This window comes from Sphaerobacter sp., assembly GCF_019683595.1.
Taxonomy (GTDB): Bacteria; Chloroflexota; Chloroflexia; order Thermomicrobiales; family Thermomicrobiaceae; genus Sphaerobacter.
On sequence record NZ_JADGHZ010000034.1, the window covers coordinates 1 to 25902 of the forward strand.

25 protein-coding genes are annotated in these 25902 nt (G+C 67.1%); 12 read left to right on the plus strand and 13 right to left on the minus strand.

Annotated elements, in window-relative coordinates:
* Positions 1 to 339: 339 nt before the first annotated feature.
* The gene (gene rpoD / locus IRZ30_RS05875) at positions 340 to 1512 is read right to left on the minus strand and encodes an RNA polymerase sigma factor RpoD (protein WP_294083895.1); all 1173 of its coding nucleotides are present in this window, start codon (positions 1510 to 1512) and stop codon (positions 340 to 342) included.
* A 332-nt stretch (positions 1513 to 1844) separates the two neighbouring features.
* Here rpoD and ruvC point away from each other — a divergent pair, with 332 nt between their 5' ends.
* Together ruvC and IRZ30_RS05885 are read left to right on the plus strand one after the other, a co-directional pair.
* The gene (ruvC, locus tag IRZ30_RS05880) at positions 1845 to 2351 is read left to right on the plus strand and encodes a crossover junction endodeoxyribonuclease RuvC (RefSeq protein WP_294083897.1); all 507 of its coding nucleotides are present in this window, start codon (positions 1845 to 1847) and stop codon (positions 2349 to 2351) included.
* Positions 2352 to 2362: 11 nt separating this feature from the next.
* Positions 2363 to 3160 carry a TlyA family RNA methyltransferase gene (locus tag IRZ30_RS05885; protein WP_294083899.1) on the plus strand — a complete coding sequence of 266 codons (798 nt, stop codon included), beginning with the start codon at positions 2363 to 2365 and terminating at the stop codon, positions 3158 to 3160.
* Here the strand turns inward: IRZ30_RS05885 and meaB are convergent.
* The 9 genes from meaB to IRZ30_RS05930 are packed head-to-tail and all read right to left on the minus strand — an operon-like array spanning position 3157 to position 11832.
* Positions 3157 to 4125: a methylmalonyl Co-A mutase-associated GTPase MeaB gene (gene meaB / locus IRZ30_RS05890; protein WP_294083901.1), complete on the minus strand. Its 969-nt coding sequence runs from the start codon at positions 4123 to 4125 to the stop codon at positions 3157 to 3159. The two genes, IRZ30_RS05885 and meaB, sit on opposite strands and share 4 nt — an antisense overlap.
* A complete protein-coding gene (locus IRZ30_RS05895) occupies positions 4122 to 4544 on the minus strand; it encodes a cobalamin B12-binding domain-containing protein (protein WP_294083903.1) in 423 nt (140 codons plus the stop codon). Before IRZ30_RS05895 ends, meaB begins: the two co-directional genes overlap by 4 nt.
* Before the next feature lie 19 nt (positions 4545 to 4563).
* Positions 4564 to 6210, minus strand: a complete 1647-nt coding sequence (locus IRZ30_RS05900) for a methylmalonyl-CoA mutase family protein (RefSeq protein WP_294083905.1) — start codon at positions 6208 to 6210, stop codon at positions 4564 to 4566.
* Positions 6211 to 6251: 41 nt separating this feature from the next.
* Positions 6252 to 6818: a cob(I)yrinic acid a,c-diamide adenosyltransferase gene (locus tag IRZ30_RS05905; RefSeq protein WP_294083907.1), complete on the minus strand. Its 567-nt coding sequence runs from the start codon at positions 6816 to 6818 to the stop codon at positions 6252 to 6254.
* Positions 6819 to 6833: 15 nt separating this feature from the next.
* A complete protein-coding gene (locus IRZ30_RS05910; RefSeq protein ID WP_294083909.1) occupies positions 6834 to 7985 on the minus strand; it encodes an acyl-CoA dehydrogenase family protein in 1152 nt (383 codons plus the stop codon).
* A 10-nt stretch (positions 7986 to 7995) separates the two neighbouring features.
* Positions 7996 to 8847 carry a 3-hydroxyacyl-CoA dehydrogenase family protein gene (locus IRZ30_RS05915; RefSeq protein ID WP_294083911.1) on the minus strand — a complete coding sequence of 284 codons (852 nt, stop codon included), beginning with the start codon at positions 8845 to 8847 and terminating at the stop codon, positions 7996 to 7998.
* Positions 8848 to 8865: 18 nt separating this feature from the next.
* Entirely contained in the window at positions 8866 to 10011 is a 1146-nt protein-coding gene (locus tag IRZ30_RS05920; RefSeq protein WP_294083913.1) for an acyl-CoA dehydrogenase, read from the minus strand.
* A 41-nt stretch (positions 10012 to 10052) separates the two neighbouring features.
* The gene (pth, locus tag IRZ30_RS05925; protein ID WP_294083915.1) at positions 10053 to 10697 is read right to left on the minus strand and encodes an aminoacyl-tRNA hydrolase; all 645 of its coding nucleotides are present in this window, start codon (positions 10695 to 10697) and stop codon (positions 10053 to 10055) included.
* A complete protein-coding gene (locus IRZ30_RS05930; protein WP_294083917.1) occupies positions 10690 to 11832 on the minus strand; it encodes a glycosyltransferase family 1 protein in 1143 nt (380 codons plus the stop codon). Before IRZ30_RS05930 ends, pth begins: the two co-directional genes overlap by 8 nt.
* A 122-nt stretch (positions 11833 to 11954) precedes the next feature.
* Here IRZ30_RS05930 and tatA point away from each other — a divergent pair, with 122 nt between their 5' ends.
* Complete coding sequence (tatA, locus tag IRZ30_RS05935; protein WP_294083920.1) at positions 11955 to 12428, plus strand: twin-arginine translocase TatA/TatE family subunit; 474 nt, start codon at positions 11955 to 11957, stop codon at positions 12426 to 12428.
* Here tatA and IRZ30_RS05940 read toward each other — a convergent pair.
* Positions 12425 to 13084 carry a methyltransferase domain-containing protein gene (locus IRZ30_RS05940; RefSeq protein WP_294083922.1) on the minus strand — a complete coding sequence of 220 codons (660 nt, stop codon included), beginning with the start codon at positions 13082 to 13084 and terminating at the stop codon, positions 12425 to 12427. The genes tatA and IRZ30_RS05940 overlap by 4 nt on opposite strands.
* 62 nt (positions 13085 to 13146) lie before the next feature.
* Between IRZ30_RS05940 and tgt the strand changes: the two genes are divergently transcribed.
* From tgt to IRZ30_RS05975, 7 genes are read left to right on the plus strand one after another with little or no spacing between them, the layout of a single operon-like run.
* Positions 13147 to 14394 carry a tRNA guanosine(34) transglycosylase Tgt gene (gene tgt / locus IRZ30_RS05945; RefSeq protein ID WP_294083943.1) on the plus strand — a complete coding sequence of 416 codons (1248 nt, stop codon included), beginning with the start codon at positions 13147 to 13149 and terminating at the stop codon, positions 14392 to 14394.
* 3 nt (positions 14395 to 14397) lie between these two features.
* Positions 14398 to 14706 (plus strand): acylphosphatase, encoded by a 309-nt coding sequence (locus IRZ30_RS05950; RefSeq protein WP_294083925.1) that lies wholly within the window; start codon positions 14398 to 14400, stop codon positions 14704 to 14706.
* Between the two features lie 11 nt (positions 14707 to 14717).
* A complete protein-coding gene (locus tag IRZ30_RS05955) occupies positions 14718 to 16019 on the plus strand; it encodes a hypothetical protein (RefSeq protein WP_294083927.1) in 1302 nt (433 codons plus the stop codon).
* Between the two features lie 4 nt (positions 16020 to 16023).
* Complete coding sequence (locus IRZ30_RS05960; RefSeq protein ID WP_294083929.1) at positions 16024 to 17316, plus strand: UDP-glucose/GDP-mannose dehydrogenase family protein; 1293 nt, start codon at positions 16024 to 16026, stop codon at positions 17314 to 17316.
* Positions 17297 to 17746, plus strand: coding sequence for a holo-ACP synthase (locus IRZ30_RS05965; protein ID WP_294083931.1), 450 nt, complete (start codon positions 17297 to 17299; stop codon positions 17744 to 17746). The genes IRZ30_RS05960 and IRZ30_RS05965 overlap by 20 nt, the downstream gene beginning before the upstream one ends.
* Before the next feature lie 14 nt (positions 17747 to 17760).
* Positions 17761 to 19353 (plus strand): NAD(P)H-hydrate dehydratase, encoded by a 1593-nt coding sequence (locus IRZ30_RS05970; RefSeq protein WP_294083945.1) that lies wholly within the window; start codon positions 17761 to 17763, stop codon positions 19351 to 19353.
* Positions 19350 to 19829: a CBS domain-containing protein gene (locus IRZ30_RS05975; protein WP_294083933.1), complete on the plus strand. Its 480-nt coding sequence runs from the start codon at positions 19350 to 19352 to the stop codon at positions 19827 to 19829. The genes IRZ30_RS05970 and IRZ30_RS05975 overlap by 4 nt, the downstream gene beginning before the upstream one ends.
* A gap of 733 nt (positions 19830 to 20562) precedes the next feature.
* On the opposite strand, the gene IRZ30_RS05980 is transcribed toward IRZ30_RS05975, so the two are convergent.
* Positions 20563 to 21090: an excisionase family DNA-binding protein gene (locus tag IRZ30_RS05980; protein WP_294083935.1), complete on the minus strand. Its 528-nt coding sequence runs from the start codon at positions 21088 to 21090 to the stop codon at positions 20563 to 20565.
* Positions 21091 to 21334: 244 nt separating this feature from the next.
* Between IRZ30_RS05980 and IRZ30_RS05985 the strand changes: the two genes are divergently transcribed.
* A complete protein-coding gene (locus tag IRZ30_RS05985; protein ID WP_294083937.1) occupies positions 21335 to 23086 on the plus strand; it encodes an ABC transporter ATP-binding protein in 1752 nt (583 codons plus the stop codon).
* A gap of 26 nt (positions 23087 to 23112) precedes the next feature.
* Positions 23113 to 24930, plus strand: a complete 1818-nt coding sequence (locus IRZ30_RS05990) for an ABC transporter ATP-binding protein (RefSeq protein WP_294083939.1) — start codon at positions 23113 to 23115, stop codon at positions 24928 to 24930.
* Between the two features lie 26 nt (positions 24931 to 24956).
* Here the strand turns inward: IRZ30_RS05990 and IRZ30_RS05995 are convergent, their stop codons facing one another.
* On the minus strand, positions 24957 to 25775 hold the full coding sequence (locus IRZ30_RS05995) for an MBL fold metallo-hydrolase (protein ID WP_294083941.1): 819 nt from the start codon (positions 25773 to 25775) through the stop codon (positions 24957 to 24959).
* Between the last annotated feature and the right edge of the window lie 127 nt (positions 25776 to 25902).

The following is a 25902-nucleotide window of genomic DNA, read 5'->3' on the forward strand; positions in this document are numbered from 1 at the left end:
CACATTGGGTAAGCCCACTGAAGGGGCTGCGATGGCTACCGACAGGTGTAATCCGATTCGGCCACCCACCGGACACCGCATTCCCAGCCCCCTCCCTGGACTTTTCTTATTCAGCCCGGCGGCTCTAGCCCCGGGCACGGGCCGATCGCGCACATCCGTGTCTTACGCCAAACCCCATCAGTGCCAGCCGTCTCCGCTCGGGCTGATAGGGCCCCATCGCGGGCGCGGGGGATCGCCCGGCACGGCTGCATCTGGGCACTGGTAGCGGTCCAGCGCTTGGGAACGCAAACAGGGGAGCGATTGATTCGCTCCCCTGGGCGATTTCGTATTTCCCGACGGTCAATCGAGGTAGCCGCGCAAACGGTGGCTGTAGGTGGGGTTGCGGAGCTTGCGCAGCGCCTTGGCCTCGATCTGCCGGATGCGCTCGCGGGTAATGCCGAACTCGCGCCCGACCTCTTCCAGCGTGCGGAACTGCCCGTCCTCCAGCCCGAAGCGGAGGATGATGATGCGGCGTTCGCGCTCGGTGAGCTTGGAGAGCGCGTCGCTGATTTGATGCTTGAGCAGTTCCTGGGAGGCCAGTTCGAGCGGGGGCGGCATCGTTTCGTCCTCGATGAAGTCACCGAGGAAGGCGTCGCCCTCCTGTCCCACGGGCGCTTCGAGGGAGACCGGGTGGCGGGAGGCGTCCAGCACCTGCCGCACCTTCTCCTCCGGGATGTCCATGGCGCGCGCGACCTCTTCGAAGGTTGGCTCGCGCTCGAAGATCTGCTGGAGGCGCTGGCTGGTCTTCTTGACCCGGTTGATCGTTTCACCGACGTGGACGGGGAGGCGGATGGTGCGGCTCTGATCGGAGATGGCGCGGGTGATCGCCTGCCTGATCCACCACGTCGCGTAGGTTGAGAACTTGAAGCCGCGCTTGTAATCGAACTTGTCGGTGGCCTTCATCAGGCCGATGTTGCCCTCCTGGATGAGGTCCAGGAAGGAGAGGCCGCGCCCGACGTACTTCTTGGCGACGCTCACCACAAGGCGGAGGTTCGCCTGGATCAGGTGTGCCCGAGCCTTCTCGCCATCCTCTTTGTCGGCCAGGAGTTCGGCGCGCTCGGCTTCGGAGGCGTAGTCGCCGTTTGCCAGGCGCTGCTCGGCGATCTTGCCGCGCTCCATACGCTTAGCGAGCCAGACTTCCTCCTCCATGGTCAGCAGATTGGTTTCGCCGATCTCCTGGAGGTAGAGACGGACTGAGTCGCTGACGCTGACCGCGTCGGCGACATCCTGGCGCGTATCGATGGCTGGCGATGCGGGTGCGGGCTGGGATGCGGTGCGCTCGGAAAGGGAGGACGTGGTACCGTTGCCGTTGGTTGGCTCGTGGTCGAGGACTTCGATTCCCTGCTCTACGAGGGTGCTATAGAATTCGTCGAGGGACTCGACATTTTCCTCAGCGTTCGGGAATGCGGCGATGATTTCATCGGAGAGCAAGTACCCGCGATCCTTGCCCCGCGCGATCAGGCTCGCATCCATACTCTTCTTCACCACCTTCTCAAGGCGCCGGAACCGCCTGAGGGCGAGTACATTAGATAAAAAAATCCCGGGCCACTGGGGCCTGGGCACGCTGGGTCACCCAACTGATTCGAGGGTATGCACGTGGATTGTCCGTCGCATTCCGATCATGCCGCCCCTTGTTTCAACTCTTACCTACCAGTATACCCGGAAAGTTTCCGAATTTCAAGCGGGAAGGGGATGTGGTTGCCGAACGGTACATCCCGTAACCGACGCGTCGTCGTAAGCGGGGCTGCACAGGAGGATCCCCTGCCGATTCACTCTGCCGGCTCTCGTGGGAGTGGCGTGTCGCGATGAGCGAACGTGGGGAGATCATCCTCGGCGTCGACCCGGGGACAGCGCTGCTGGGGTACGGGCTGGTGGTCGGCAACGACCAGCCGCAGGCGCTGGAGTACGGCGTCCTCTCCACCCCGTCGTCGGAGCGCATGCCCGCGCGGCTGCTGAAGCTCTACGAAGGGTTGAGCGCGCTCATACGTCGCCACGCGCCCGATGTCGTGGTGATCGAAGAGCTGTTCTTCTCGCGCAATGTCACGACCGCCCTCTCGGTCGGTCAGGCGCGCGGGGTGGTCCTCCTGGCGGCTGCGCAGGCGGGGGTGCCAGTGGTGGAGTACAAGCCGGCCGAAGTCAAGCAGGCCGTGGCCGGATACGGCAAGGCCGACAAGGCGCAGATGCAGGAGATGGTGCGCCTCCTCCTGAACCTCGACGAGGTTCCGAAGCCGGATGACGCGGCCGATGCCCTCGCCGTGGCCCTTTGCCATGCCCAGACAAGCCGGTTCCACCGTGCGGTCGAGCAGATGTGAGCGGCGCATCGATGAGCAAGCGGGTTCGCGCGGACGAGTTGCTGGTCGCGCGGGGACTGGCCGAGAGCCGCAGCCGGGCGCGGGCGATGATCATGGCAGGGGCGGTTCGGTCGGGCGACCGTGTTATCGACAAACCAGGAACCCTGCTCCCGCCCGACGCGCCGCTCGATCTGCGTGAGCGTCCCCGCTTCGTCAGCCGGGGCGGGGAGAAGCTCGACTGGGCGCTGGAGCAATTCGCCCTCGACGTCCGCGACTGCGTCTGCGCGGATTTCGGCGCCTCGACCGGCGGGTTCACCGATGTCCTGCTCCAACGGGGCGCGGCGCGGGTGTACGCCATCGACGTCGGCTACGGCCAGCTCGACTACCGGCTGCGGCAGGACCCGCGCGTCGTCGTGCTTGACCGCACCAACGTGCGGTACCTTGAGTCGCTGCCGGAGCCGATCGACATTGTGACCATCGATGTCTCCTTCATCTCGCTGGCGCTGGTCTTGCCGGCTGCGCTGCGCGTGCTGAAGCCGGACGGCTCGTGCGTGGCGCTGATCAAGCCGCAGTTTGAGGCGGGGCGAGAGAAGGTCGGGAAGGGCGGGGTCGTGCGCGATCCCCGGGTGCACCGGGAGGTGCTCCGGCGGGTCTTGACCGACGCTCAGGCGCTCGGCTTTACCGTCCGCGGGTTGACGCCGTCGCCGATCCGCGGCCCAGCGGGGAACGTCGAGTTCCTGGTCTGGCTGAGCCGCGAAGGCGGCGAGGAGGTCGATCCAGAGCCGCTCATCGACGCGGCGATGGCGGCCCTGGGGGGTGAGACGCGCTAGCGACGGCTCTGCGTGGTGTCGGCCGGGTCGAGCACGCCGTGGAGGAGGCGGTCCGCCAGCGTGCCCGGATCAACCTGGCGTGCCAGGAGCGCGGCGCGTTCGTCTGCGAACGCAGGATCCTGGAGCCGGGCAGTGATCCACTGGTCAAATCGCTCGCGCGCGAGGAGCACCACTTCGCGGGCAAGGCGGCGTTCGATGCGTCCGCGGTGCCGCCCCGACTCCTCCAGCCAGGTGCGGTGCGCGGCGATCTGATCCGCCAGCCGCGGGATGCCCGTGCCATCCGTCGCCACCGTCTCGACGATGGGGATCTTCCAGTCGCCCTCGGGCGTCTGACCCAGGAGCAGCATGTTGCGCAGGTCGCGGACGAGCTGCCGGGCGTCGGGGCGGTCGGCCTTGTTGACGACCAGGATGTCGGCGATCTCCATGATGCCGGCCTTGATCGTCTGGATGCTGTCGCCCAGGCCGGGCACCTGAACCAGCAGGGTGGTATCGGCCGTCTCGGCGATGTCGACTTCGTCCTGCCCCACACCGACGGTCTCGACAAGGATGACCTCAAAGCCGAACGCGTCGAGGAGGTGGATTGCGCCGGTGGCGGCCAGCGCCAGCCCGCCCATTTGGCCGCGAGTTGCCATGCTGCGGATGTAGACGCCCTCGTCGGCGTGGTTCTCCATCATCCGGATGCGGTCGCCGAGCGTGGCGCCGCCGGTGATGGCGCTGGAGGGGTCGATGGCCAGCACCCCGACGGTGCGCCCGCGGCCGCGCAGTTCACGGATCAGGGCGTTCGTGAGCGTGCTCTTGCCGGCACCGGGCGGGCCGGTGATCCCCACGATGTGCGCTCGCCCGGTGCGGTCGAACGACTCGCGGATGGCGCGGGCGCCGAGCTCGGTCCGGTTCTCGACGTGCGTGAGCAGCCGCGCCAAGGCGCGCCGGTCGCCTGCCAGGAAACGCTCGATAAGGTCGCTCACGCCGCGTCCTCTCGCCGTGGAGCGTTCGCGCGAATGAACTCGATCGCGTCCGGCAGCGGTGTTCCGGGACCGAAGACCTCGGCGACCCCGGCTGCCTTCAGGCGCGGGACATCCTCTTCGGGGATCGTGCCGCCGACAACCACAAGCACGTCGTCGATCCCCATCGCCCGCAACTGCTCGATGACCCGCGGTACCAGGGCGTTGTGTGCTCCCGAGAGGATGCTCAGGCCGACTACGTCGACATCTTCGTCGGCGGCGGCGCGGGCGATCATCTCCGGCGTCTGGAAGAGACCGGTGTAAATCACCTCCATCCCGGCGTCGCGTAGCGCGCGGACCATGACCTTGGCGCCGCGGTCGTGGCCGTCGAGGCCGGGTTTCGCCACGAGTACCCGGATCGGGCGCGTCCGGCTGGCAGTCACCTTCTCCTCCTCCCCTCGATCACACCACCGCCACGGGCCGGTACTCGCCGTACACGGCTTTGAGGCAGTTCGTGATCTCTCCGAGTGTTGCGTAGGCGCGTACCGCGCGCAGCAGGTGCGGCATCAGGTTCTCCCCAGCGCGCGCAGCCTGCTCCAGCGCGTCGAGGGAAGCCCGCCACTCGACCTGGTCGCGCTTCCGGCGGATGCGGGCGAGCCGCTGGCGCTGGCGCACCTCACCCTCTGGATCCATCGTCAGGAGCGGGATGTCGGCCGGCTCCTCGTTGCGCAGCGCATTGACGCCGATCACGATCTTGCGGCGCTCGGCGATAGCCTGTTCGTAGCGGTAAGCGCTGTCGGCAATGCGCCGCTGGAAGTAGCCGCTCTCGATGGCGGCGAGCACGCCACCCAGCTCAGCGATCTCGTCGAGGATCGCCTGGACGCGTTGCTCCATCTCGGTCGTCATCGTCTCGACCAGGTAGCTGCCGGCGAGCGGGTCGACGCTGTTGGCCACGCCACTTTCGTAGGCGATGATCTGCTGGGTGCGCAGGGCGATGCGCACCGCCAAGTCTGACGGGAGTGCGAGCGCCTCGTCGAGCGAGTTGGTGTGCAGTGACTGGGTTCCACCGAGGACGGCCGCCAGCGCCTGGATCGTGGTCCTGATGATGTTGTTCTCCGGCTCCTGTGCCGTGAGGGAGCAGCCGGCGGTCTGCGTGTGGAAGCGAAGCCACCAGGAGCGCGGGTTCTTCGCCCCGTAGTGCTCGCGCATCAAACGAGCCCAGATGCGCCGGGCAGCGCGGAACTTGGCGATCTCTTCGAAGAAATCGTTGTGGCAGTTGAAGAAGAACGAGATGCGGGGCGCGAACTCGTCGATGTCCAGGCCGCGGGCGAGCGCCGCGTCCACGTAGGCCATTCCGTCGGCGATGGTGAACGCCAGCTCTTCGGTCGCGGTCGCTCCCGCCTCACGGATGTGGTACCCGCTGACGCTGATGCTGTTCCACTTCGGCATCTCGCGCGTGGCGAACTCGATGGTGTCGGTCACGAGCTTCATCGACGGCTCGGGCGGGAAGATGTACTCGTTCTGGGCGGTGAACTCCTTGAGAATGTCGTTCTGAAGCGTGCCGCCCAGCTTGGCCCGCGGGATGCCACGCTTCTCCGCCGTGGCGATGTACATCGCCCAGATCGCTGCGGCGGGGCCGTTGATCGTCATGGAGGTCGTGATCTGGTCGAGCGGGATCCCGTCGAGCAGGATCTCCATGTCTGCCAGGGACGAGACGGCCACGCCGCACTTGCCGAACTCACCCTCTGCCATCGGGTCGTCGGTGTCGCGGCCGTAGAGCGTGGGCAGGTCGAAGGCGATCGAGAGGCCGGTCTCACCGTGGTCCAGCAGGTAGCGGAAGCGGGCGTTCGTCTCCTCTGCCGAGCCGAAGCCCGAGAACATCCGCATGGTCCAGAGCTTGCCCCGGTAGAGGTTCTTGTGGATGCCTCGGGTGAAGGGATACTCGCCCGGGCGGCCCAGGTCGCGCTCGGGGTCGAACCCGATGCGCTCAAGATCTTCCTCGGTGTAGACCTCCTTGACCGGCTCACCCGAGACGGTCGTGAAATCCCGCTGGGCCGGATCGGGTGGCTCGCGGTATCGCTCGTCGTCGTTGACGTCGAAGTAGCGCATGGCGTGTCCCACCTCCTCGGTCCGGCGCGCGGGCCGGGCCGTCAGTAGTGAATGCCGCGGCGGAGCGGCTGCTCGGCGCGCTCGCTGGACTTGACGATTTCCATCATGGTAACGGAATCGGCGGCCTCCTTCAGCGAATCGGTGACCGTTGCCCCGCTGACGACGATGTCGAGCCACGGGGCGGACTCGTTTACCAGCTCCAGGATCTTGGACTCCTCGACCAGCCCCTGGCCGACCAACGTGAGCAGTCCGTCGAGGATCAAGATGTTGGTGACGCGCTGGCGCACGTGCACCTGCGCCTCCCGCAGGGCCGCTTCCAGTCGATCAGGCGCGATGGCCGGGCCGTCCATGTCCTCCGTCGTCCGCTGGGGGGGAACGGTGCCGTACTGGGTAAGCGTGACCCCGGTGAGGAAGGACACCGCGGCAACTTCGCCGCGGTCGCGCCCGCCCTTCAGGAACTCGATGATGTGCACGCGCAGGTTGTGGCCCGCTGCGCGGAGGGCGATGCCGAGTGCGGCGTCCGACGTCGCGCGCTCGTGCCCCACCAGCAGCATGAGATAACCGCGCTGAGTCGACTCTCCGTTCTTCTCTGCTGACTGACCTGCCATCGGTTACTCCAACCCTCACTGATTGTCACTCAAAAGCCGGCGCGCGATGACGAGACGTTGGATTTCGGAGGTTCCTTCATAGATCACCGTCGCGCGGGCATCCCGAAAATAGCGTTCGACCGCGTACTCCTCAAGGTAGCCGTAGCCCCCGTGGATCTGGACTGCCTGATCCGTCACGAAGGTCGCGGTTTCCGAGGCGAAGAGTTTGGCCTGCGAGGCAGCCAGGGTGTGTGGCTGGCCTTGGTCGCGCAGGGTCGCAGCCCGCCACACGAGGAGCCGAGCTGCGTCGATCCGCGTGGCCATGTCGGCGAGCTTCCACTGGATCGCCTGGAAGTCCGCGATCGGGCGGCCGAATTGCTGCCGCTCCCGGGCGTATCGTCGGGCTAGGTCATAGGCGCCGCGGGCGATGCCGACCGCCTGGGCACCGATGCCGATGCGGCCACCGTCGAGCAGCGCCATCGCGATGCCGAATCCGTCACCCTCATTGCCCAGGAGCCGAGTCGCCGGGACGCGACAGTCGGTCAACGTCACCTCGGCGATCTCGGACGCGCGCAGCCCGAGCTTATGCTCGCGCCGCGGCACCGTGAGTCCGGGCGTGTCCCGGTCGACCGCGAATGCGGATATGCGGCGCGAGGTGCGGGCTTCCGGGTCGGTGACGGCAAAAATGATGTAAAGCCCGGCGTGGTCCCCGTGCGTCACGAAGATCTTCCGTCCGTCGAGGACGTAATGGTCGCCGTCGCGGCGGGCACGGGTGGTGAGCGCGGCCGCGTCCGAGCCGGCGCCGGGCTCGGTCAGTGCGTACGCACCCAGAATCTCCCCGGAAGCGAGCCTGGGCAGTAGCTCGGCCTGTAGCTCGGGTCTGCCGTAGGTTGCCACTGCTCCGCACACGAGGGTGTTGTGGACCGAGAGCGTGACGGACAGAGCTGGTGACCCGGCGGCGACCTCCTCATAGACGAGCACGGCACCCAGGCTGCCGACCGGGTTCCCCCCGAACTCCTCCGGCACCATCAGGCCGCAGAGCCCGAGCGTCGCGGCGGCGCGGAGCTCATCGGCCGGGAACGCGGCCTCGCGGTCGCGCTCCGCGGCTCGCGGCGTCACCGCGTCTGCCACGAACTCGCGCACTGTCTCCTGGAGCAGCCGAAGTTCGTCCGGGAGGGCAAAGTCCATCGTCGCTCCCTTACGGGTAGGTGTAGAACCCCTGGCCGGTCTTCCGGCCGAGTTTCCCGGCCGCAACCATCTTTCGCAGGAGCGGGCACGGGCGGTACTTGTCGTCGCCGAGGTCGCGGTGCAGCACCTCCAGGATGTCCAGGCAAACGTCCAGGCCGATCAGGTCGGCCAGCGCTAGCGGACCCATGGGGTGGTTCATGCCCAGCCGCATCACGGTGTCGATATCCTCGGCGGTGGCGACCCCCTCCATCAGGCAGTAGATCGCCTCGTTGATCATCGGCATGAGCACGCGGTTGGAGACGAAGCCGGGGAAGTCGTTCACCGTGACTGGCGTCTTCCCGAGCCGTGTCGCTAGATCCATCACCGCGCCGTGCGTCTCGTCCGAGGTGCCCAGCCCGCGGATGACCTCCACCAGTTGCATGACCGGGACCGGATTGAAGAAGTGCATGCCCACAACCTTGTCCGGTCGACGGGTGAGCGCGGCGAGCTGGGTGATGGAGATCGACGAGGTGTTCGATGCCAGGATCGTCGCGCTGGGACTGATCTCGTCGAGGCGACGGAAAATGTCCGCCTTCAGGTCGAGGACTTCCGGCACCGCCTCGATGACCAGGTCCGCCTCAGCGGCGCCGTCGACGGAGGCGTCGGTCTTGATGAGGCTCGTGGCGACGCCGGCCTCCTCCTCGGTGAGGCGTCCCTTTTCCACCTCTCGGTGGAGCCGTTGCGCGATCGTCTCAAATGCGCGATCGAGGATCGCCTGGTCGCGGTCAATCATCGTGACCGGGATGCCGGCGCGAGCCACGACCTGCACGATCCCGCTCCCCATCGTCCCCGCGCCGACGACCGCGACACGCGTGATCTCCATCGGCCTGTCCGTCCCTTCCTAAGCTTCCGCCAGGAGCCGGCGGGCGATGACGAGCCGTTGAATCTCCGACGTGCCCTCACCGATCTCAGTCAGGCGGACGTCGCGGTAGTACCGTTCGACCGGGTACTCCGTGGTGTACCCGTATCCCCCGTGAATTTGAATCGCCTTGTGGCAAATGCGCTCGGCGGCTTCCGAGGCAAAGAGTTTGGCCATGGCCGCTTCGGTGGTGTGCGGCAGGCCACGATCTTTGAGCCAGGCGGCGCGGTAGACCAGCCACCGCGCTGCCTCAAGCTGGGTCGCCATATCGGCGAGCATGAAGCTGATGGCTTGGAAGTCCGCGATGCGCTGTCCGAACTGCTCACGCTCCAGCGCGTAGTTCCGGGCCGCACGCAGCGCGGCCTGCGCGATGCCGACCGACATGGCCCCGATGCCGATCCGGCCCCCGTCGAGGACCTGGAGGAACTGCTTGAATCCTTCACCCGGGCGGCCAAGGAGGTTCTCGACCGGAACGCGGCAGTCCTGGAAGTAGACCTGGGAGGTCACCGAGCCGTGGAGGCCCATCTTCTCCTGGTCCTGCCCGAAGCTGACACCGGGTGCATCGGCCGGCACAATGATGTTGGAGATGCCCCGCCGCCCGGCCTCCGGGTCGGTCACGGCGGTGACGATGATGACCCCCGCGATGCTGCCGTTGGTGGTGAACACCTTCTGGCCGTTGATGACGAACTCGTTGCCGTCGCGCACGGCCGCGGTGCGCGTGGCACCCGCGTCGGAGCCGGCCTGCGGCTCGGTGAGGCCGAACGCGCCGAGCATCTTCCCCTCAGCCAGCGGCGTGAGGTAGCGGCGCTTCTGCTCCTCGTTGCCGAACATCAGCAGCGGCACGCAGACGAGGCCGGTGTGGGCGGCGATCGTAAGGGCGGTGGACCCGCACGCGCCGGCGATCTCCTCGATGAGCAGGGCGAATGCGAGCCCGTCGGCTCCCACGCCGCCGTACTCCTCCGGGATCGGCACCCCGAGGAGCCCCAGCTCGGCTGCTGCGTTGATCACGTCCCAGGGGAATTCGCCGGTGCGGTCGATCTCCGCGGCGCGTGGCACGACGACCTCGTTGGCGAACGCGCGGAAGCGCTCCCGGAAGAGTTGATGCTCGGAGTCGAGTGCGAAGTCCACGTTACACCTCCTGCCTGGAGCCTCGTTGCTCCCGGCTGCCGCTACGTACCGGAAGTGAACCGCTGGCTGTCTGCTCTCCCTTGCGCTTCGCGTCCGACCTCACGTTGGGCATCAGCCCGATTGTACATGTTCATCGCGGCATCGATGCCATCCTTGTACCAACTGAGCGCGGCGTCGGCGGCGAGGGCGATGACCTCGGGCAGGGCCCGCTCCTCCTCGGGTCGGAAGCGGCTGAGCACGTAGCTCACGGTGCTTCCGTGCTCCGGGCGGCCGATCCCCACCCGCAGGCGCGGCACGCGGTCGGTTCCCAGGTGTTCGATCACGGATTGCAGTCCCTTGTGGCCGGCACTGCTGCCGCCCGGACGCAGCCGGATGCGGCCAAACGGGAGATCGAGGTCGTCGTAGATGATGAGGATGCGCTCAGTGGGCACCCGGTACCAGCGAGCCGCCTGGGCCACGGCGGTGCCGCTGAGGTTCATGAACGTCTGCGGCTTCTGCAGCACGATGCGCCCGGCCGCGTCGCGCGTTTCGATCAACTCGCTATCAAAGCGGTTGCGCCGGTCCCCTGGCTCAAGCTGGCGTGCAAGATGGTCGACCACCATGAAGCCGATGTTGTGCCGGGTCGCGGCGTAGCGCTGTCCCGGGTTGCCGAGCCCTACAATCAACCAGGTCGGTCGCTCAGTCACCTGCGAGCACCCTCCGGTAGATAGCCGCGGTCTCCCGCGCCGTTCGTTCCCAGCGGAACTGTGCCGCGCGCTCCCTGCCGCGCGCAGCCAGGTCGTGCCGCAACGCCGCATCGTCGAACACCCGCTCCAGCACCTCCGCCCACGTTGCCGGATCGCCCTCGTCGACGAGTACCGCTGCATCGCCCGCGACCTCGGGCAGCGCCCCGCGCTTCGCGACCACTGCCGGCAGTCCGGTCGCCATCGCCTCGGCGAGCGGCAGGCCGAACCCCTCGTCGAACGAGGGGAGGGCAAGCACCGTCGCCGTCCGGTACAGCGCCTGGAGCAATCCGTCGCCGACATCCGTCAGCCAGATCGCTAGCCCGGCCTGCTCCAGCTTGCGGATCGCCGCGGTGGCCTCCTCCGAGCGCCAACCCGGCTGGCCGGCGACGACGAGGAGCGGAGCGAGGTCCGGGCGTCGCGTGGCGAGATCCGCTGCCGCCGTGGCGAGCAACACGTGGCGCTTGCGCGGCTCGACGGTTCCAACGATCAAAATGATGGCTCGACCCCCGGCGAGCAGGGCAGGGGCGATCTCGGGCGCCTCCCGCGCGATGGTATGGCTCGGCGGCTCGGACGGTTCGGCAAAGAAGGTGTCTGCCACACCGTTGTAGACGGCATGTATCTTCTCCGGTGGCACACCGAGCCGCTCGATGACCTGTTCACGAACTGTGCCCGAGACGGTGATGACGGCTCGTGCCGCGTGGATCGCACGCGGGAGTTGACCGTAGTAGCGCAGGCCGTCGGCCGCCAGCAGGGACGGGTCGCTGAGGAAAGCGAGGTCGTGCACGGTGACCACGCGTGCAACGCCGGGTGTTACTGGCGGGATGAAGTCCGGGCTGTGAAGCAGCCGGGGTCGATGGCGCAGGACTTCCAGCCCGAGTAACCAGCGCTCGACACGGTGGTGCGGAGGGGTCATGACGCGGATGGTCGGTAACCCCGCGTCGACACCGGTGCGGTTGACGAGGACGCGCACGGTGAGGTCCGGCGCGGCGGCGAGCAGGTGCGCGGCGAGTTCGGCGACATATCGCGCGATACCTCCGCGCCGATATGCTAAGATCCGGCCGTCGAGTAGGAGCACCGGCTGCCGTTCCCTCTCCATGCGGCCAGCACACGTTCCAGCGACCGTGCCTCGCCGATCGTGCCCGCTCGCGATGGTATACTACCAACCGTCAGCAACCGGACGGGTTCAGGGGCTGCGGCAGCGTCGAACGGAGAGCGTGGATGAACTTCTTTGGCATGGGGCCGATGGAGATCCTGGTGATCATGGTGATCGCCCTCATGATCTTCGGGCCGGGGAAGCTGCCTGAGATCGCGCAGGGGATCGGGAAGGGCATCCGCGAGTTCCGGGCCGCGACCAGCGACCTGACGGGCGAGTTCCAGCGGACCCTCAACGAGGTCACCAGTGAAGTCGCGTCGGTGGGAGACGAGGTCCGGCAGTCCGCGGCCGACGTGCACCGGACCACGACCTCGGTGCTGACCGAGGCGACCCGGTTGGATCAGATCAACACGCCCCCGCCACCCCCGGGAGCGGCGGCGGCTGTCTCCAAGGCCGTGGCCGAGGCTAAGGCTGCTGCCCCGCTGCGGATGCCGACCAAGGCCGACCCCCTTGCGGACCTGATGCCGATTGACGCTTCGGCTGCGGTTGCGTCCAACGGCCACGACAGCGGTTCGGAGTCCGGCGGCACAACCAGCTAGCCCTCTGCCGTCGTGCTGTCAGCGCGGCTTGCAACCCACAGCAGAGCCCGCCCACGGGGCGTTTCGACTGTGTGCCAGTCCCCGGGAAGGGATGGGTGTGCCAGCACATCTCCTCGAGGGACGGTGCCATCGACCCGATCGCCGTAGAAGAGACGAGCGAGCGCCCCGATTGGCCGGCGCCAGCCGTGCCAGTCGGTAACCTCACCACCGAGCACGACGATGAACCGCCCACCCGGTGCCAGAACTCGAGTTACTTCATCGAGCGTGCTTCGCTCCACGATGAACTGCGCCGGGAAGGTGGATACGACGCTGGTGAATGTGGCGTCGCGGAAGGGGAGGTTGGCTGCGGCTGCGCGAACCAGCCCGCCGTCGCGAGCACGTCGGCTCGCTACTCGCAGCATGCTCCGGGACCAATCCACTCCAATAGCCGTGGCTCGCGTACGTAGCTCAGGGAGGAGCGCGCCGGTGCCGCAGCCGAGGTCGAGGACGCGACCCGGGCCAACGAAGGGGAGGACGGTCTGGCGCCAATGGTGCCACTCGTCGCCGAACACGAAGCGGCTGAGCGGGTCGTAGAACCAGGCATGCCGGTACAGTTGGTCGAACGCCCAGAGTTGCAGACGGCGGCGAATCTCGCGCGTACGGCGCTTGTCGCTCATCGGCATCGATCGCTTGTCGTTCCTGACGTGCCCCTCGGCGCCTGTGCTACCATTCGACCATGATGGAGCGCGATAACGCCGCACCACACTCCGGCGGCGAGCAGCCTCACCATTTCGAGATCTTGGCCGCGGACCCGGCGACCCGGGCCCGCGTCGGTATCCTCCGGACCCGGCGCGGTGACGTGCGGACGCCGGCATTCATGCCCGTCGGGACGCAGGCCAGCGTCAAGTCGCTGACGCCGGATGAAGTTCGCGCGACCGGCACCGACATCATCCTGGCAAATACCTACCACCTCATGCTCCGTCCGGGCGTGGCTGTCCTGGAGGCGGCCGGCGGGGTCCAGCGCTTCATGGCGTGGGACGGACCGGTCCTGACCGACTCCGGGGGTTTCCAGGTCTTCAGCCTGGCGCAGCGGCGGGAGGTGCGTGAGGAGGGCGTGACCTTCCGTTCCCACCTGGACGGGAGCCGCTGGGAACTGACACCTGAGTCGGCGATCGACCTCCAGCTCGGATTCGGCTCCGACATCATCATGCCACTCGATGAGCTGGTCGGCTACGGGAGTGACGACGCCGCACAGGCAGCGGCGATGGAGCGCACGCACCGCTGGCTGCTGCGTGCCATCGAGCGCTTTGCTGCGCGCCAGGCCGATGTGGCGCCCGCCTCCCGTCCGATGCTGTTCGGGATTGCCCAGGGAGGCTTCGATCCGGACAGGCGGCGCGAGAGCGCGAGCTTCCTGCGCGACCTGCCACTCGACGGCTCGGCTATCGGCGGCCTGAGCGTGGGCGAGCCGAAAGAGGTCATGGCGGAGATGCTCGACGCCTCGGTCGATGGTCTCCCGCCCGAGCGGCCGCGCTACCTCATGGGCGTCGGGTCGCCGGAGGACTTGTGGCGCGGAGTCGCTGCCGGGGTCGACATGTTCGATTGCGTCCACCCGACGCGCGTGGCGCGGCGGGGTGCGCTCTTCACCCCGGATGGGCGCATCGACGTCACCGCATCGCGGTTCCGAACCCACTTCGGGCCGGTGGATGAGACGTGCACCTGCCCGACCTGCACGACGTTCAGCGCCGCCTACCTTCACCACCTCTTCCGCGCGCGTGAGCTGCTGGCCTACCGGCTGGGCACGATCCACAACCTCTGGTTCATCCAGCGGGAGATGGCACGAATTCGGGACGCGATCGCCCGGGGAACCTTTGCCGAGGAGATGCGCGCCTTCCTCGATCGCTACCGCCCTGCCGACAGCGCGGCGGCCGCGCTGCAGCGCCAGCGTCACCGCGTCGTCGGTGCGGAGGCCGGCATGGGGAGAGGGTGATCGGTGGAGAGAAGCTCGATGCACGTGCCGGAGGCGAAGGCCCGCCTGCGCTGCGTAGTCGAAGGCCGCGTGCAGGGAGTCGGCTTCCGGGCATTCGTGGTGCGCACTGCCACCGCGCTCGGGTTGAGCGGTTGGGTGCGCAACCGTGAGGATGGGCGCTCCGTTGAGACGGTGGCGGATGGACCCGAGGAGGCGTTGGAGCGGTTCCGCGCCGCGCTGCGCGAGGGCCCGCCGGGAGCCGTGGTGAACCGGATGACCTGCGAATGGTTGGAACCGGGACCGGAGTTTCAGGGCTTTACGATTCGCCGCTAGTCCGGCGCCAGGTGCGACTGGCCTGGGCGTTGCTCCTGGCCGGGTTCGCGATGTTCCTGAGCCTGGTCGGAGCGGCGGTGCTCGGTGCGCGCTGGTACCTCGCCAACGCCACCACCGCGGAACCGGCGTCGCTCCAGGTCGTGAGCGGATCGGGGCTGCTCGTGCGTCCCGCCGGCCAGGATGAGTGGCGCCTCGTGACGGACGTCGTCACCGTGGAGGAGGGGGACACGATCGCCGCCGGGCAGGGGACCGTGGGCTGGTTGACCTTGTTCGATGGAGGAACGGTGGAAATCTCGGAGGAAACCGAGGTCACCGTCCAGCGGATGCGGACGTCCCGGTTTTGGTCGACGCGGAAGGAGTTCGTGCTGACGCCCGTGCGCGGAATCATCTACGTCGGTATGGCGCCGCACGGCGACATCACCGAGTCCACCCTACGCGTGACCGCGGGCCCGGCCGAGGTGGTGATGGTAGATTCAGCGCGCAGCCCTGATGCAGGGTCGTTCCTGGTCGAGGTGCAGCGCAGCTCGCGCAACGGGGGAGTGAACGAGCCGATCATGGCGGTGCGGGTCGGGGTCCTGCGAGGGCATGCCACGGTCACCAGCGAGGCCGGCACCCGCAGCCTCGCGGCCAACGAGCAGACCATCGTCAGCGCGGGCGGTGCCTTCGGGCCGGTAACGGCCGCTGTGCGCGAGATGATCCGGAATGGTCAGTTCACGCGCGGTCTGGCCGAATGGGTGGAGTATCAGGACCAGGGTGGCGACGGTGGCAGCGAGTTCGGACTCGTCCAGCGCGTTCCTGTCGACGACTTCGGGGAGCGGCACGTCGCCGTCGAGTTCTCACGCTCCAGCGGGAACACTGACCACTGCGAGACGGGGATCCAGCAACAAATCGGTGTGACGCTGCGGGTCCACTCCTCCCTCCGCCTCGCGGCCGATATCTGGATCGAGGAGCAGTCACCGCCGGGCGGCGGCGAGATGCACACGGAATACCCGCTGATCCTGAAGGTGACGTACGTGGACTTGCAGGGGCAGCCTCGAGAGTGGTGGCATGGGTTCTACATCCAGCCGGGGCAGACCCCCGAGCCCGAGGGACGAGCGACGTTGATCGAGCGTGGGGTTTGGCGGCATGTCGAGTTTGACCTCAGAAATGTCATGCCGCTACCGCGCCAGATCACGTCTCTCCTCGTGTACAGTTCGGGACATAGCTATAAGGCGCGGGTCACCAATCTATCGTTGACGAGCAACGAGGCAGGAGACCCGCAGTCGAGCCGCGACCCGAGGCGGGTTAGCGACCCGGTGCGTGAAGGGATGTAGACGAGTGGCGGTCATTACCATCATCGGAACGAACTACGTCGGGGCCGTCTACGCGGCCGCCTTCGCCGACCTGGGGAATCACGTCTTCGGGGTCGATATCGACGAGCGCAAGGTCCAGCTCCTCTCGGAGGGGATTAGCCCGATCTACGAGCCCGGGCTGGACGAGCTCGTGACCCGCAACCTCAAGGCGGGGCGCCTTCGCTTTACCACCTGCTATGACGAGGCCGTGCCGATTTCTGAGTTTGTTTTCATCTGCGTCGGCACACCGTCCTCCTTCAGCGGTGAGGCCGACATGCGGGCCGTGCGGTCCGCGGCCGAGATGATCGGGAAGACGATTCGCGGTCACACCATCATCATCAACAAGAGCACCATGCCGATCGGGTCAGGAGATCTCGTCACCTCGATCATCAACCAGGTCAAGTCGCCCGACGCAACCTTCGCCGTCGTGAGCAACCCCGAATTCCTCCGTGAGGGGTCGGCGGTTCAGGATGTCTTCAACCCCAGCCGGATCGTGCTCGGGGCCGAGGACCGTGAGGCGGCCGAGCGCGTCGCCGAACTCTACAGCGCCCTCAACGCCCCGGTGCTGATCACCGACCGTCGGACCGCCGAGATGATCAAGTACGCCTCCAACGCGATCCTGGCGACACGGATCAGCTTCATCAACGAGATCGCGCAGATCTGCGAGCAATACCAGGCGGACGTCAAGGTGGTGGCCCAGGGCATGGGCCTCGACCCGCGGATCGGCCCGCTCTTCCTGGACGCCGGCATCGGATTCGGCGGGTCCTGTTTCCCCAAGGACGTCAAGGCGCTGTCCTACATGGCGCACGAGGCCGGCTGTCACCCGCAGCTCCTCCACGCCGTGTTGGAGATCAATCAGGATCAGCGCCGCCGCTTCGTGCACAAGCTGCAAACCATGGTGGGCGACCTACACCAGCGGCCGATCGCCATCTGGGGGCTTTCGTTCAAGCAGGACACCGATGACATCCGCGAGTCACCGGCGATCGACGTGGTGCGCATGCTCATCCAGCGCGGGGCCATCCCTCGCTGCTACGACCCGGCGGCGATGGACAATGCCCGGGAGGTGGTCCCCGAGGCGGAGTACTTCGACGATCCCTACGAGGCCGTCCGCGGGACCGACGCCCTGCTGGTGCTGACGCCCTGGAACGAGTTCAAGCAGGCCGATCTCGGACGGGTCGCGAGCTTGATGCGCCAGCCGGTGCTGCTGGACGGGCGCAACATCTACGATCCGGCCGATGTGCGGCGTCTCGGGTTCCGCTATGCCGGTGTCGGGCGCTAGCTATCAGCCCCTCTGGGACCCAGAGGCGGCCGGACCGGTAGAAGTTGGCGTCGACGTCATTGAGATCGACCGCATCCAGCAGACGCTTGAACGCTTCGGTGACCGATTCTTGCGCAGGGTCTACACCGAGCGGGAGCGGGAACGCTATGGCCGCCGCCCAGCGGAGCTGGCGGCGCGCTTCGCTGCCAAGGAAGCGGTAATGAAGGCGCTCGGGACCGGTGTCCGTGGGATCCGCTGGCGCGACATCGAGGTCCTGCCAAACCGCCGTGGCAAGCCGATCGTGGTGCTCCACGACACCGCCGCGGCGCGGGCCGAACACCTTGGCCTAACCCACTTCTCGATCTCACTGACACACTCGCGGAGCGTCGCGATGGCGGTCGTCGTGGCCACCAAGCGCGCATCGACGGATGGGGAGGCGGACGGGTCGTGATCAGCTTGTGTCGAGTGGAGGAGATTCGTGCCGCGGAACGTGCCGCGATGAATGCGGGGCGCTCCGAGGCGGACCTGATGCGCGCGGCGGGTCGCGGCGTGGCGCGGGAGATCGAACGGGCGACCGGCGGGCGCGCGGGAACCGTCCTCGTGCTGGCCGGCCCGGGCAACAACGGCGGCGACGGTCTGGTTGCCGCGGCGGCCTTGCGTGAGCGCGGTTGGCGTTGTCTGATCTGGGGCTATCGCCGAGCTGACAGCAGTGGTGCCCCGATCGATGCTGCCACGGCCGATCAGTTCGTCTGGCTCGAACCGGGATCGCTCCGCGAGGCAGCACGAGAGGCAGACGTCATCGTCGATGCCGTGTTCGGCATCGGCGGGAAGGACACCTTGCCGCCGGAGGTCGTGGACGCGTTCGCAACCGTCGACGCCGTCCGCCGTGAGCGTGGCACGCCGGTGGTCGCGCTGGACCTGCCGAGTGGGGTCGACGCGGACAGCGGGGCAGTCGCGGAGGGCGCGCTGGCAGCCGACATGACGGTCACGGTGGGACTGCCGAAGATCGGGCTCTACCGGTCGCCGGCGCTGCGGTACACCGGGATGCTCCGGCTGGTCGACATCGGGTTGCCGGCGCCCGACATATCCCCTGAAATCCCCCAACTCATCACCGAGCAGGACGTGCGTGCCTGGCTGCCGCGCAGGCGAGCGGACACGCACAAGCGCGAGGTCGGGTCGCTCCTCGTCGTCGGAGGGGCGCCGACCTACTACGGGGCGCCGCGGCTGACCGCGGCAGCCGGCGCTCGAGTCGGGGCCGGGCTGGTGACGTTGGCTGTCCCGCGGTCGCTGATCGCCCCCATCGCGACGGCTCTCCCCGAGGTCACCTTCCTCCCGCTCCCGGAGGGGGAGATTGGCGGCGCTGGGACGCGCATGGCGCGGATGATCCACGAGCAGATCGATCGCTACCAGGCGCTCGTCGTGGGTCCGGGGCTGGGTCAGGACTCACCGATCGACGAATTCCTGAATGCGCTGTTTCGGGTACGAACCGTCGCCGCAGGGATCGGGTTCGGCGCGAGCGTCGTGGCAGAGGAGACGCAGGAGTTCCGTGCCCGGGCGGTGCTGGACGCCGACGCGCTCAACTGGCTGGCGAAGCAGTCGGAGTGGCCCGACCGACTTCGCTCGGCGCAACTCGTGCTGACGCCACACCCCGGTGAGTTGAGCCGACTGCTCGACATGGACGTCGACCAGATCGTCTCCGATCCGTGGGCCGCAGCGCGCGAGGCGGCCGCGCGGTTCGGGCAGGTGGTCGTGTTGAAGCATGGTCACACGGCCGTGGCCAGCCCGGACGGCACACTCCTGGTGGCGCCGCAGGCGCTCCCTGCGCTCGCCTCAGCCGGTACGGGGGACGTCCTGGCCGGAATGATCGGGGGGCTGATGGCTCAGGGCCTCGCGCCGCGCGAAGCAGCGGCGGCTGGGGTCTACCTGGGGACCGAGGCAGCCATCCTGGCGATGGAGCGCGTCGGGACGCTCGGGTTGGTCGCGGGCGATTTGATCGACGCGCTTCCGGGCGCGCTGGCAGCGCTCTATGATGCGCGGTGGGGAAGGACCGGCGGATGACGATTGATCGATCGATCCGGGAGATCATGACGCGGGACGTGGTGTCCGTCACGTTGGCGACCCCCGTATCCGACGTGGCCCGCCTGCTCTGGAAGCACAAGCTGACCGGGGTACCCGTCCTCGAGGGGCGGCGTGTCGTCGGCGTCGTGACCGAGTACGACCTGATCGCGCGCCAGTCCGAATGGGACGCGCCGCTGTACGTGGTATTCCTGGACGCCTTCCTCCGCGTGCCGGGCAGCGGCGACGAAGAGCAGCTCCGCCGCATCCTGGCGACCACGGCGGGACAATTGATGTCCGCCCCCGCGATCACGCTGAAGCCTGACGCCACCGTGCAGGACGCTGCGACCCTGATGTACGAGCGCCGAGTGAACCCGGTCCCCGTCGTGGACGACGCTGGTGAACTTGTGGGCATCGTCAGCCGTTCCGACATCGTGCGCCTCATGGCGAGCGAAGAGGCCGGGCAAGGCGACGAATAGCGGTCGTCCACACCGAAGCACACGACATATCCCAGATGATCAGGACCAGCCTTATGTAAGACCCCTACCTGAGAGTGTCCAGGGCTGACGGCGTTTGACGAATACCACAGATGTACGCTGTTGGCAGGTGCCTGGGGCTAAAGCGCCCGGCCTGATATGGCGATGCCTGGTAACGGAGTCTGACCACATTCCGTGGTCTACGCTGTCGTCACCGTCGCCCGGGCGCTGTTATTCTGAGCGGAGCCGCCGCCCGGCGGGCCCGCGCCGGCCGGCTCCGCTCAGGATGACATGCACGCGGGAGCGGGTAGCGGGTAGCCGAGGCTAAGTCGTTGAACTCCATTAGCACCACGCTCATGCTAGGGTGTCGGACCCTCGCGCCATCCATCCGGCGTCCCGACGGCGGTACGAATCCATCCCCGCTCGGCTCACGCCTCGCCATCCCAAAGCGGAGGCTCAGGCCGCCGCACTCCAAGGCCGACTTCAGCTTCGACCGCGCGATTCGCTGGCTGGCTCTCCCCGAGCTTGTGGCGGACGCCACTCGGCGACGGACGATCGGAACCCGTAACGTCGGATGGGTTCGACTGGTCGCTCCTGAGGCATCAGATGCGGGAGCGGGTTAGCGTTGGTCGCGGGGTGGTGGAGCTGTGTCCTGGGGAAAAGAAAACCCGGGAGGCGCCTCGGGCGGGGCTGTCCGTTCCGGGGCGCTCCCGGGCGGAATCAGTGGGGCAGGGGTCTAAGCCTCCGACCCCAGGGTCTCCATGCTGCGTCGCAGGTTTTCGACGTCGGCACGGACGACGAAGGTGCGTCCCGACATCTCGTCGCGCACGTAGCCGAGCGTGCGGTCATCCATCCACCGATAGATGGTTGGACGGGTGACGCCGAGCTGCTGTGCCGCGTTGCCGATACTGACCAGCTCCGTTGGCTCGTACGCGCGGAACTTGGCCATCGAGATCATCCGGCCCAGATCCGTCTCCCAGAAGCTCCGGGGTACGGTGTAATCCTCGGCCGCCGGCGGCCAGAAGAGGATCTGGAGGACAGAGTCGATGGCTTCGAGAACGCGCTCCTTCGCCTCGCGTACCTCGCCGCGCGCGAGGGCCGCCAGCCGGGCCAGGTCCTGACCGAGGGGACCCTCGCGTAGCTGTTCAATCGTGAGCGGTTGGATCGCCTGGGGATAGAGGCGAGACATGAGCCGGTACTGGTTGCTGTAGACGACCCGCAACCACTTGTCGATGGTTTCCTGGAAATCTAGCGCCTCGTCCACGTCCGCTCCCTCTCGGCCAGTGGCCGCTCTGCACCCTCTCGCTGTACGTACCTATTGTACGCTCAGTCTCGGGCTCGGTCAACATTTCCTTGTCCAGATCGTCATGTTCCAGGACGGATGGGGGTCGACCTTGCGGAGTCCTCCAATCGATGTGACTCAGAGGCACGCAGTGCGACGTGCGCCGATTCCCGCGTCTCCGTGGTATAGTTGACTGATGTGACCTTTGCGGAAGCGTGGGACGTCCATGGCTATTCTCAAACGCATTGTGGGATATCTGCGGCCGTATTGGCGACGAGTGATCGTTGCCTACGTGGCGCTCCTCATCGGGACCGCGATGCAGCTTGCCGTCCCACGTCTCGTCGAGTACGTGATCGACAGCGGCCTGGTCGCGTCAAACCTGCGCGTTGTGACGCTCGGTACACTCGCGATCGTGACCGCAGGACTGCTGCAGGGCGCCTTCACGTTTGTGCGGAGCTACCTCTTCACGTTCCTGGCGGAGCGGGTTTCCTTTGACATCCGCAACGATCTTTACCGACACCTTCAGGCACTCCCCTTCTCGTTCTTCGACCGGGCGCACACGGGCCAGTTGATGTCGCGGGCGACCGAGGACGTCAACTCGATCCGGCGGTTCCTCATGTTCTCGATGCGATCCCTCGTGCAGTCGGTGGGGATGCTGATCGTGGTGTCGATCATCCTCATCACGACGCATTGGCGGCTCGCGCTCCTCTCGCTGAGTGTCATGCCGATCCTCGCCTGGACCGCGATTCACTTCGGCCGCACCATCCGCCCGAGGTTCCTGGCGGTCCAGCAGCAATTCGGTGTGATGACGAACGTGTTGCAGGAGAACCTCGCCGGCGCGCGGGTGGTGCGGGCCTTCGCGCGCGAGGAAGACGAGCGAGCGAAGTTCGACCGGGCCATCCAGCGGCTCTACGAGCGGAGCATGGATACCGTGCGGCGCTCCGCATTCTATTTCCCGCTGATGACCCTCCTCTCGAGCCTCGGACTGGCCTTCATCTTGTGGTACGGAGGCCGGCAGGTCGCGCTCGGCAACTTGTCGATCGGGAAGCTGACCGCCTTCTACTTCTACCTCGCCATGCTCAGCCAGCCGATCCGGCTCCTCGGGTGGGTCGTCAACAGCCTCGCCCGCGCCCTGGCCTCCGGCGAACGCATCTTCGAGGTGCTGGATACCCGGCCGGCCATTGCATCGCCGCCGAACGCCGTGCGGTTGTCGCCGATCGAGGGGCATGTCGCGTTCGAACATGTCTGGGTGCGGTACCCGGGTGCCAGTGAGGACGCGCTCGCCGATGTGACCTTCACTGCCGAGCCCGGTCAGCGAATCGCACTTCTGGGTAAGCCGGGATCGGGGAAGAGCACGCTCACCTCGCTGATCCCCCGCTTCTACGACGTCACCGCGGGGTCGGTGCGCATCGACGGCGTCGACGTCCGTGAACTTGACCTCGAGGTGCTCCGGCGCCAGGTGGGGATCGTGTTGCAGGACACGTTCCTCTTCGGGGTCTCGATCCGCGACAACATCGCCTACGGGCGGCCTGACGCGACCGACGAGGAGATCGAGGCAGCGGCTCGTGCCGCGCAGGCGCACGACTTCATCACCGCCTTGCCGGAGGGCTATGACACGATCGTCGGCGAACGCGGGGTCTCGTTGTCCGGCGGGCAGAAGCAGCGGGTGGCCCTGGCGCGGGCGCTCGTCATGGACCCGCGTATTCTGATCCTGGACGACGCGACATCCAACGTCGACACCGAGACGGAGCACGCTATCCAGCGCGCGCTCGATGAGCTGATGGTGGGTCGCACGACGTTCATCATCGCCCACCGGCTGGTGACGCTGAAGCGCGCCGACCTGATCCTCGTGCTCGACCGAGGGCGAATCGTCGAGCGCGGGACACATGAGACGCTGCTCCGTAATGGTGGGCTCTATGCCGAGATCTACGATCTCCAGCTTCGGGATCAGGAGGATCTGGCCGAGGTGGCGGACTGAGGTCCGCGCCTCCGCCGAAGACGAACATGATGCACTTTCGCGGGGATGCCGACGATCTCCTGGGGAAGGCCTACGATAGCCGGGTCGCTCGCAGGCTGCTCAGCCGGGTCACACCCTACCGCTGGCGATTGGCCCTGACCATCGCGTGTATGCTCGCGGCCGCCGCCGCCGACCTGGCATTGCCCTACCTCTTCGGGCTCGGCCTCGACGTGGTAAACCCCGACTCGGGCCGGACGTTTGCCGGTCGCACCGGAATGTCTGCCCTGAACCTGTTGGTCATTGTCTTTGTCGTCATCATCGCGCTGCGCTTCGTCACCTATGCGGGGCAGCTCTACCTGACATCCTGGGTCGGGGAGCGACTGGTTTACGATCTCCGCGCCAGCCTCTTCGCGCACCTCCAGCGCCTCAGCATCCGCTACATCGACAAGCGCGGCGTCGGTTCGATCATGTCGCGGGTGCAGAACGACGTCAGCGTCATCAATGAACTGTTCACCGACGGGCTGGTCGGGATCATGATGGATCTCGTCATCCTGGTCGGGATCGTGGGCGTGATGCTGGCGACGAACTGGCGCCTGGCGCTGCTAACGTTCGCCGTCATGCCGCTGCTCATCGGCACGGTTATCTGGTGGCGCCGGCGTGCCATTGCTGCCTACCGCGCGACCCGCATCGCCATCGCCCGGGTGAACGCGAACCTGGCTGAGAGCATCGCCGGCATGCGCGTGGTCCAGGCCTTTGCCCGCGAGCTTCGCAACATGGAGCGGTTTCGCGGGATCAACCAGGAGAACCTGGATGCCAGCCTCTGGGCTGCCCGCCTGTCGGCCATCCTCTTCCCGGTGGTGCAGGTGTCGCAGGCGCTTGCGACGGCGCTCGTGCTCTACGTCGGCGGCCGGATCGTATTAGGAGATTCGGCCTTCACCATTGGCGAGCTGTTTACGTTCGTCGCCTACATTTCCCGCTTCTACGAGCCGATCAGTGACCTCAGCCAGCGCTACAACGTCATGCAGGCCGCGATGGTGGCGGGTGAGCGGATCTTCGATCTGGAGGACGTGCAGCCCGAGGTGGAGGACGCGCCCGACGCCGTCGAACTCCCCCGAGTGCGCGGCGCGATCGACTACGACCACGTCGTCTTCGGCTACGAGTCGACGCCGGTGCTGCATGGCATCGATCTGCACGTGGCGCCGGGCGAGTCGATCGCGCTGGTAGGGGAGACCGGGGCCGGAAAGAGTTCGATGATCAACCTGCTGGCGCGCTTCTACGACGTCTGGGACGGGAGCATCCGCATCGACGGATACGATGTCCGTGACGTCACGCAGCGGTCGCTCCGGTCGCAACTCGGCATCGTGCTTCAGGACACCTTCCTGTTCGATGGTTCCGTCCGAGAGAATATCGCCTACGGGCGCCCGGATGCGACGGACGAGGAGATCGAAGCCGCGGCTCGGGCGGTCGGTGCCCATGACTTCATCGTGCGATTACCCCTCGGTTACGACACACCTGTACATGAGCGCGGCGCCACGCTGTCGGTGGGCCAACGCCAGCTCCTGGCGTTCGCTCGCGCGCTCCTGGCGGATCCGCGCATCATCATTCTCGACGAAGCCACGTCAAGCGTGGACACGACGACGGAGTTGCAGATCCAGCGGGCGTTGCGAACCCTCCTGGAGGGCCGCACCGCGATCATGATCGCGCACCGTCTGTCGACGGTGAAGCAGGCATCGCGGGTGGTGGTCCTGGATCACGGCCGAATCGTCGAGATGGGCAGCCACGCGGAGCTGCTCGAGCGCCGCGGGGCGTACTACAACCTCTACACGATGCAGTTCCGTAGCCAGGAGGCGCACGCCGCCGACTAGTCGCGCGCGGCACGCGCGGGGTCGCACTACGGGAAGAGGAAACCGAGCTGGCGCGGGCGCTGGAGTGCGCTGGCCGCCTCCCAGACGACCGGTCGGTGCCGTGGCATCGGTTGAACGCGCGGACCGCTCGGTCCGGAGCCGAGCCGCTGGACTACTGTCTCCTCGGCCAGCTTCGGCCGGTTGTTGTTCTCCGAGAGGTGCGCCAACCAGATATCCACCGTGGTCGACCCGAGGGTTTCAGCGAGGAAATCGCCGCACTCGGCGTTGCTGAGGTGGCCGTGACCGCTCCGGATGCGGCGCTTCAGTCGGGCGGGGTAGGGGCCGCGCTCGAGCATCTCAATGTCGTAGTTCGCCTCCAGGATGACCAGGTGCGCCTGCGCGATCGGGTCGCGAACCAGGGACGCGGTGCTGCCGAGATCGGTGAAGATCGCCGTTCGCACGGTGCCGTCGTCGACCAGGAACCCAACGGGCTCCGCCGCGTCGTGGGGAACGGCGATCGGGGTGATAGTGAGCGTGCCGATCCGGCAGGAGTATTCAGGCACGAGGCGCTCCCAGCGATCGGTCGCGGCGACGTCGAGCGCGCGCATCGTGCCGCTGGTGGCGAAGATCGGGCATCGCTGGTAGCGCACCAGCCGTGGCAGCGCGCTGATGTGGTCGTGGTGCTCGTGGGAGACCAGGATCGCATCGAGCCCGTCATCCGGGACGCCGGCGGCGGCCAGTCCGGCCCGCAGGCGACGCACCGGGATGCCCGCATCGATCAGCACGCTGGTGCTGCCCGCAGCCCCCTCCGCCTGGATCAGCAGGGCGTTCCCACTGCTGCCGCTCCCGAACGACGTGACTCGCAACGCGTCACTACCCTTCGATGCTGATGCGTGTTGCGTGTTCCGTGCTGCGTGTTGCAGGAGAGCCGAAGACCCGACGCCGGACAACGACCGGTCAGTTCGATGCCTCACACGTCAAATCTCACACCAC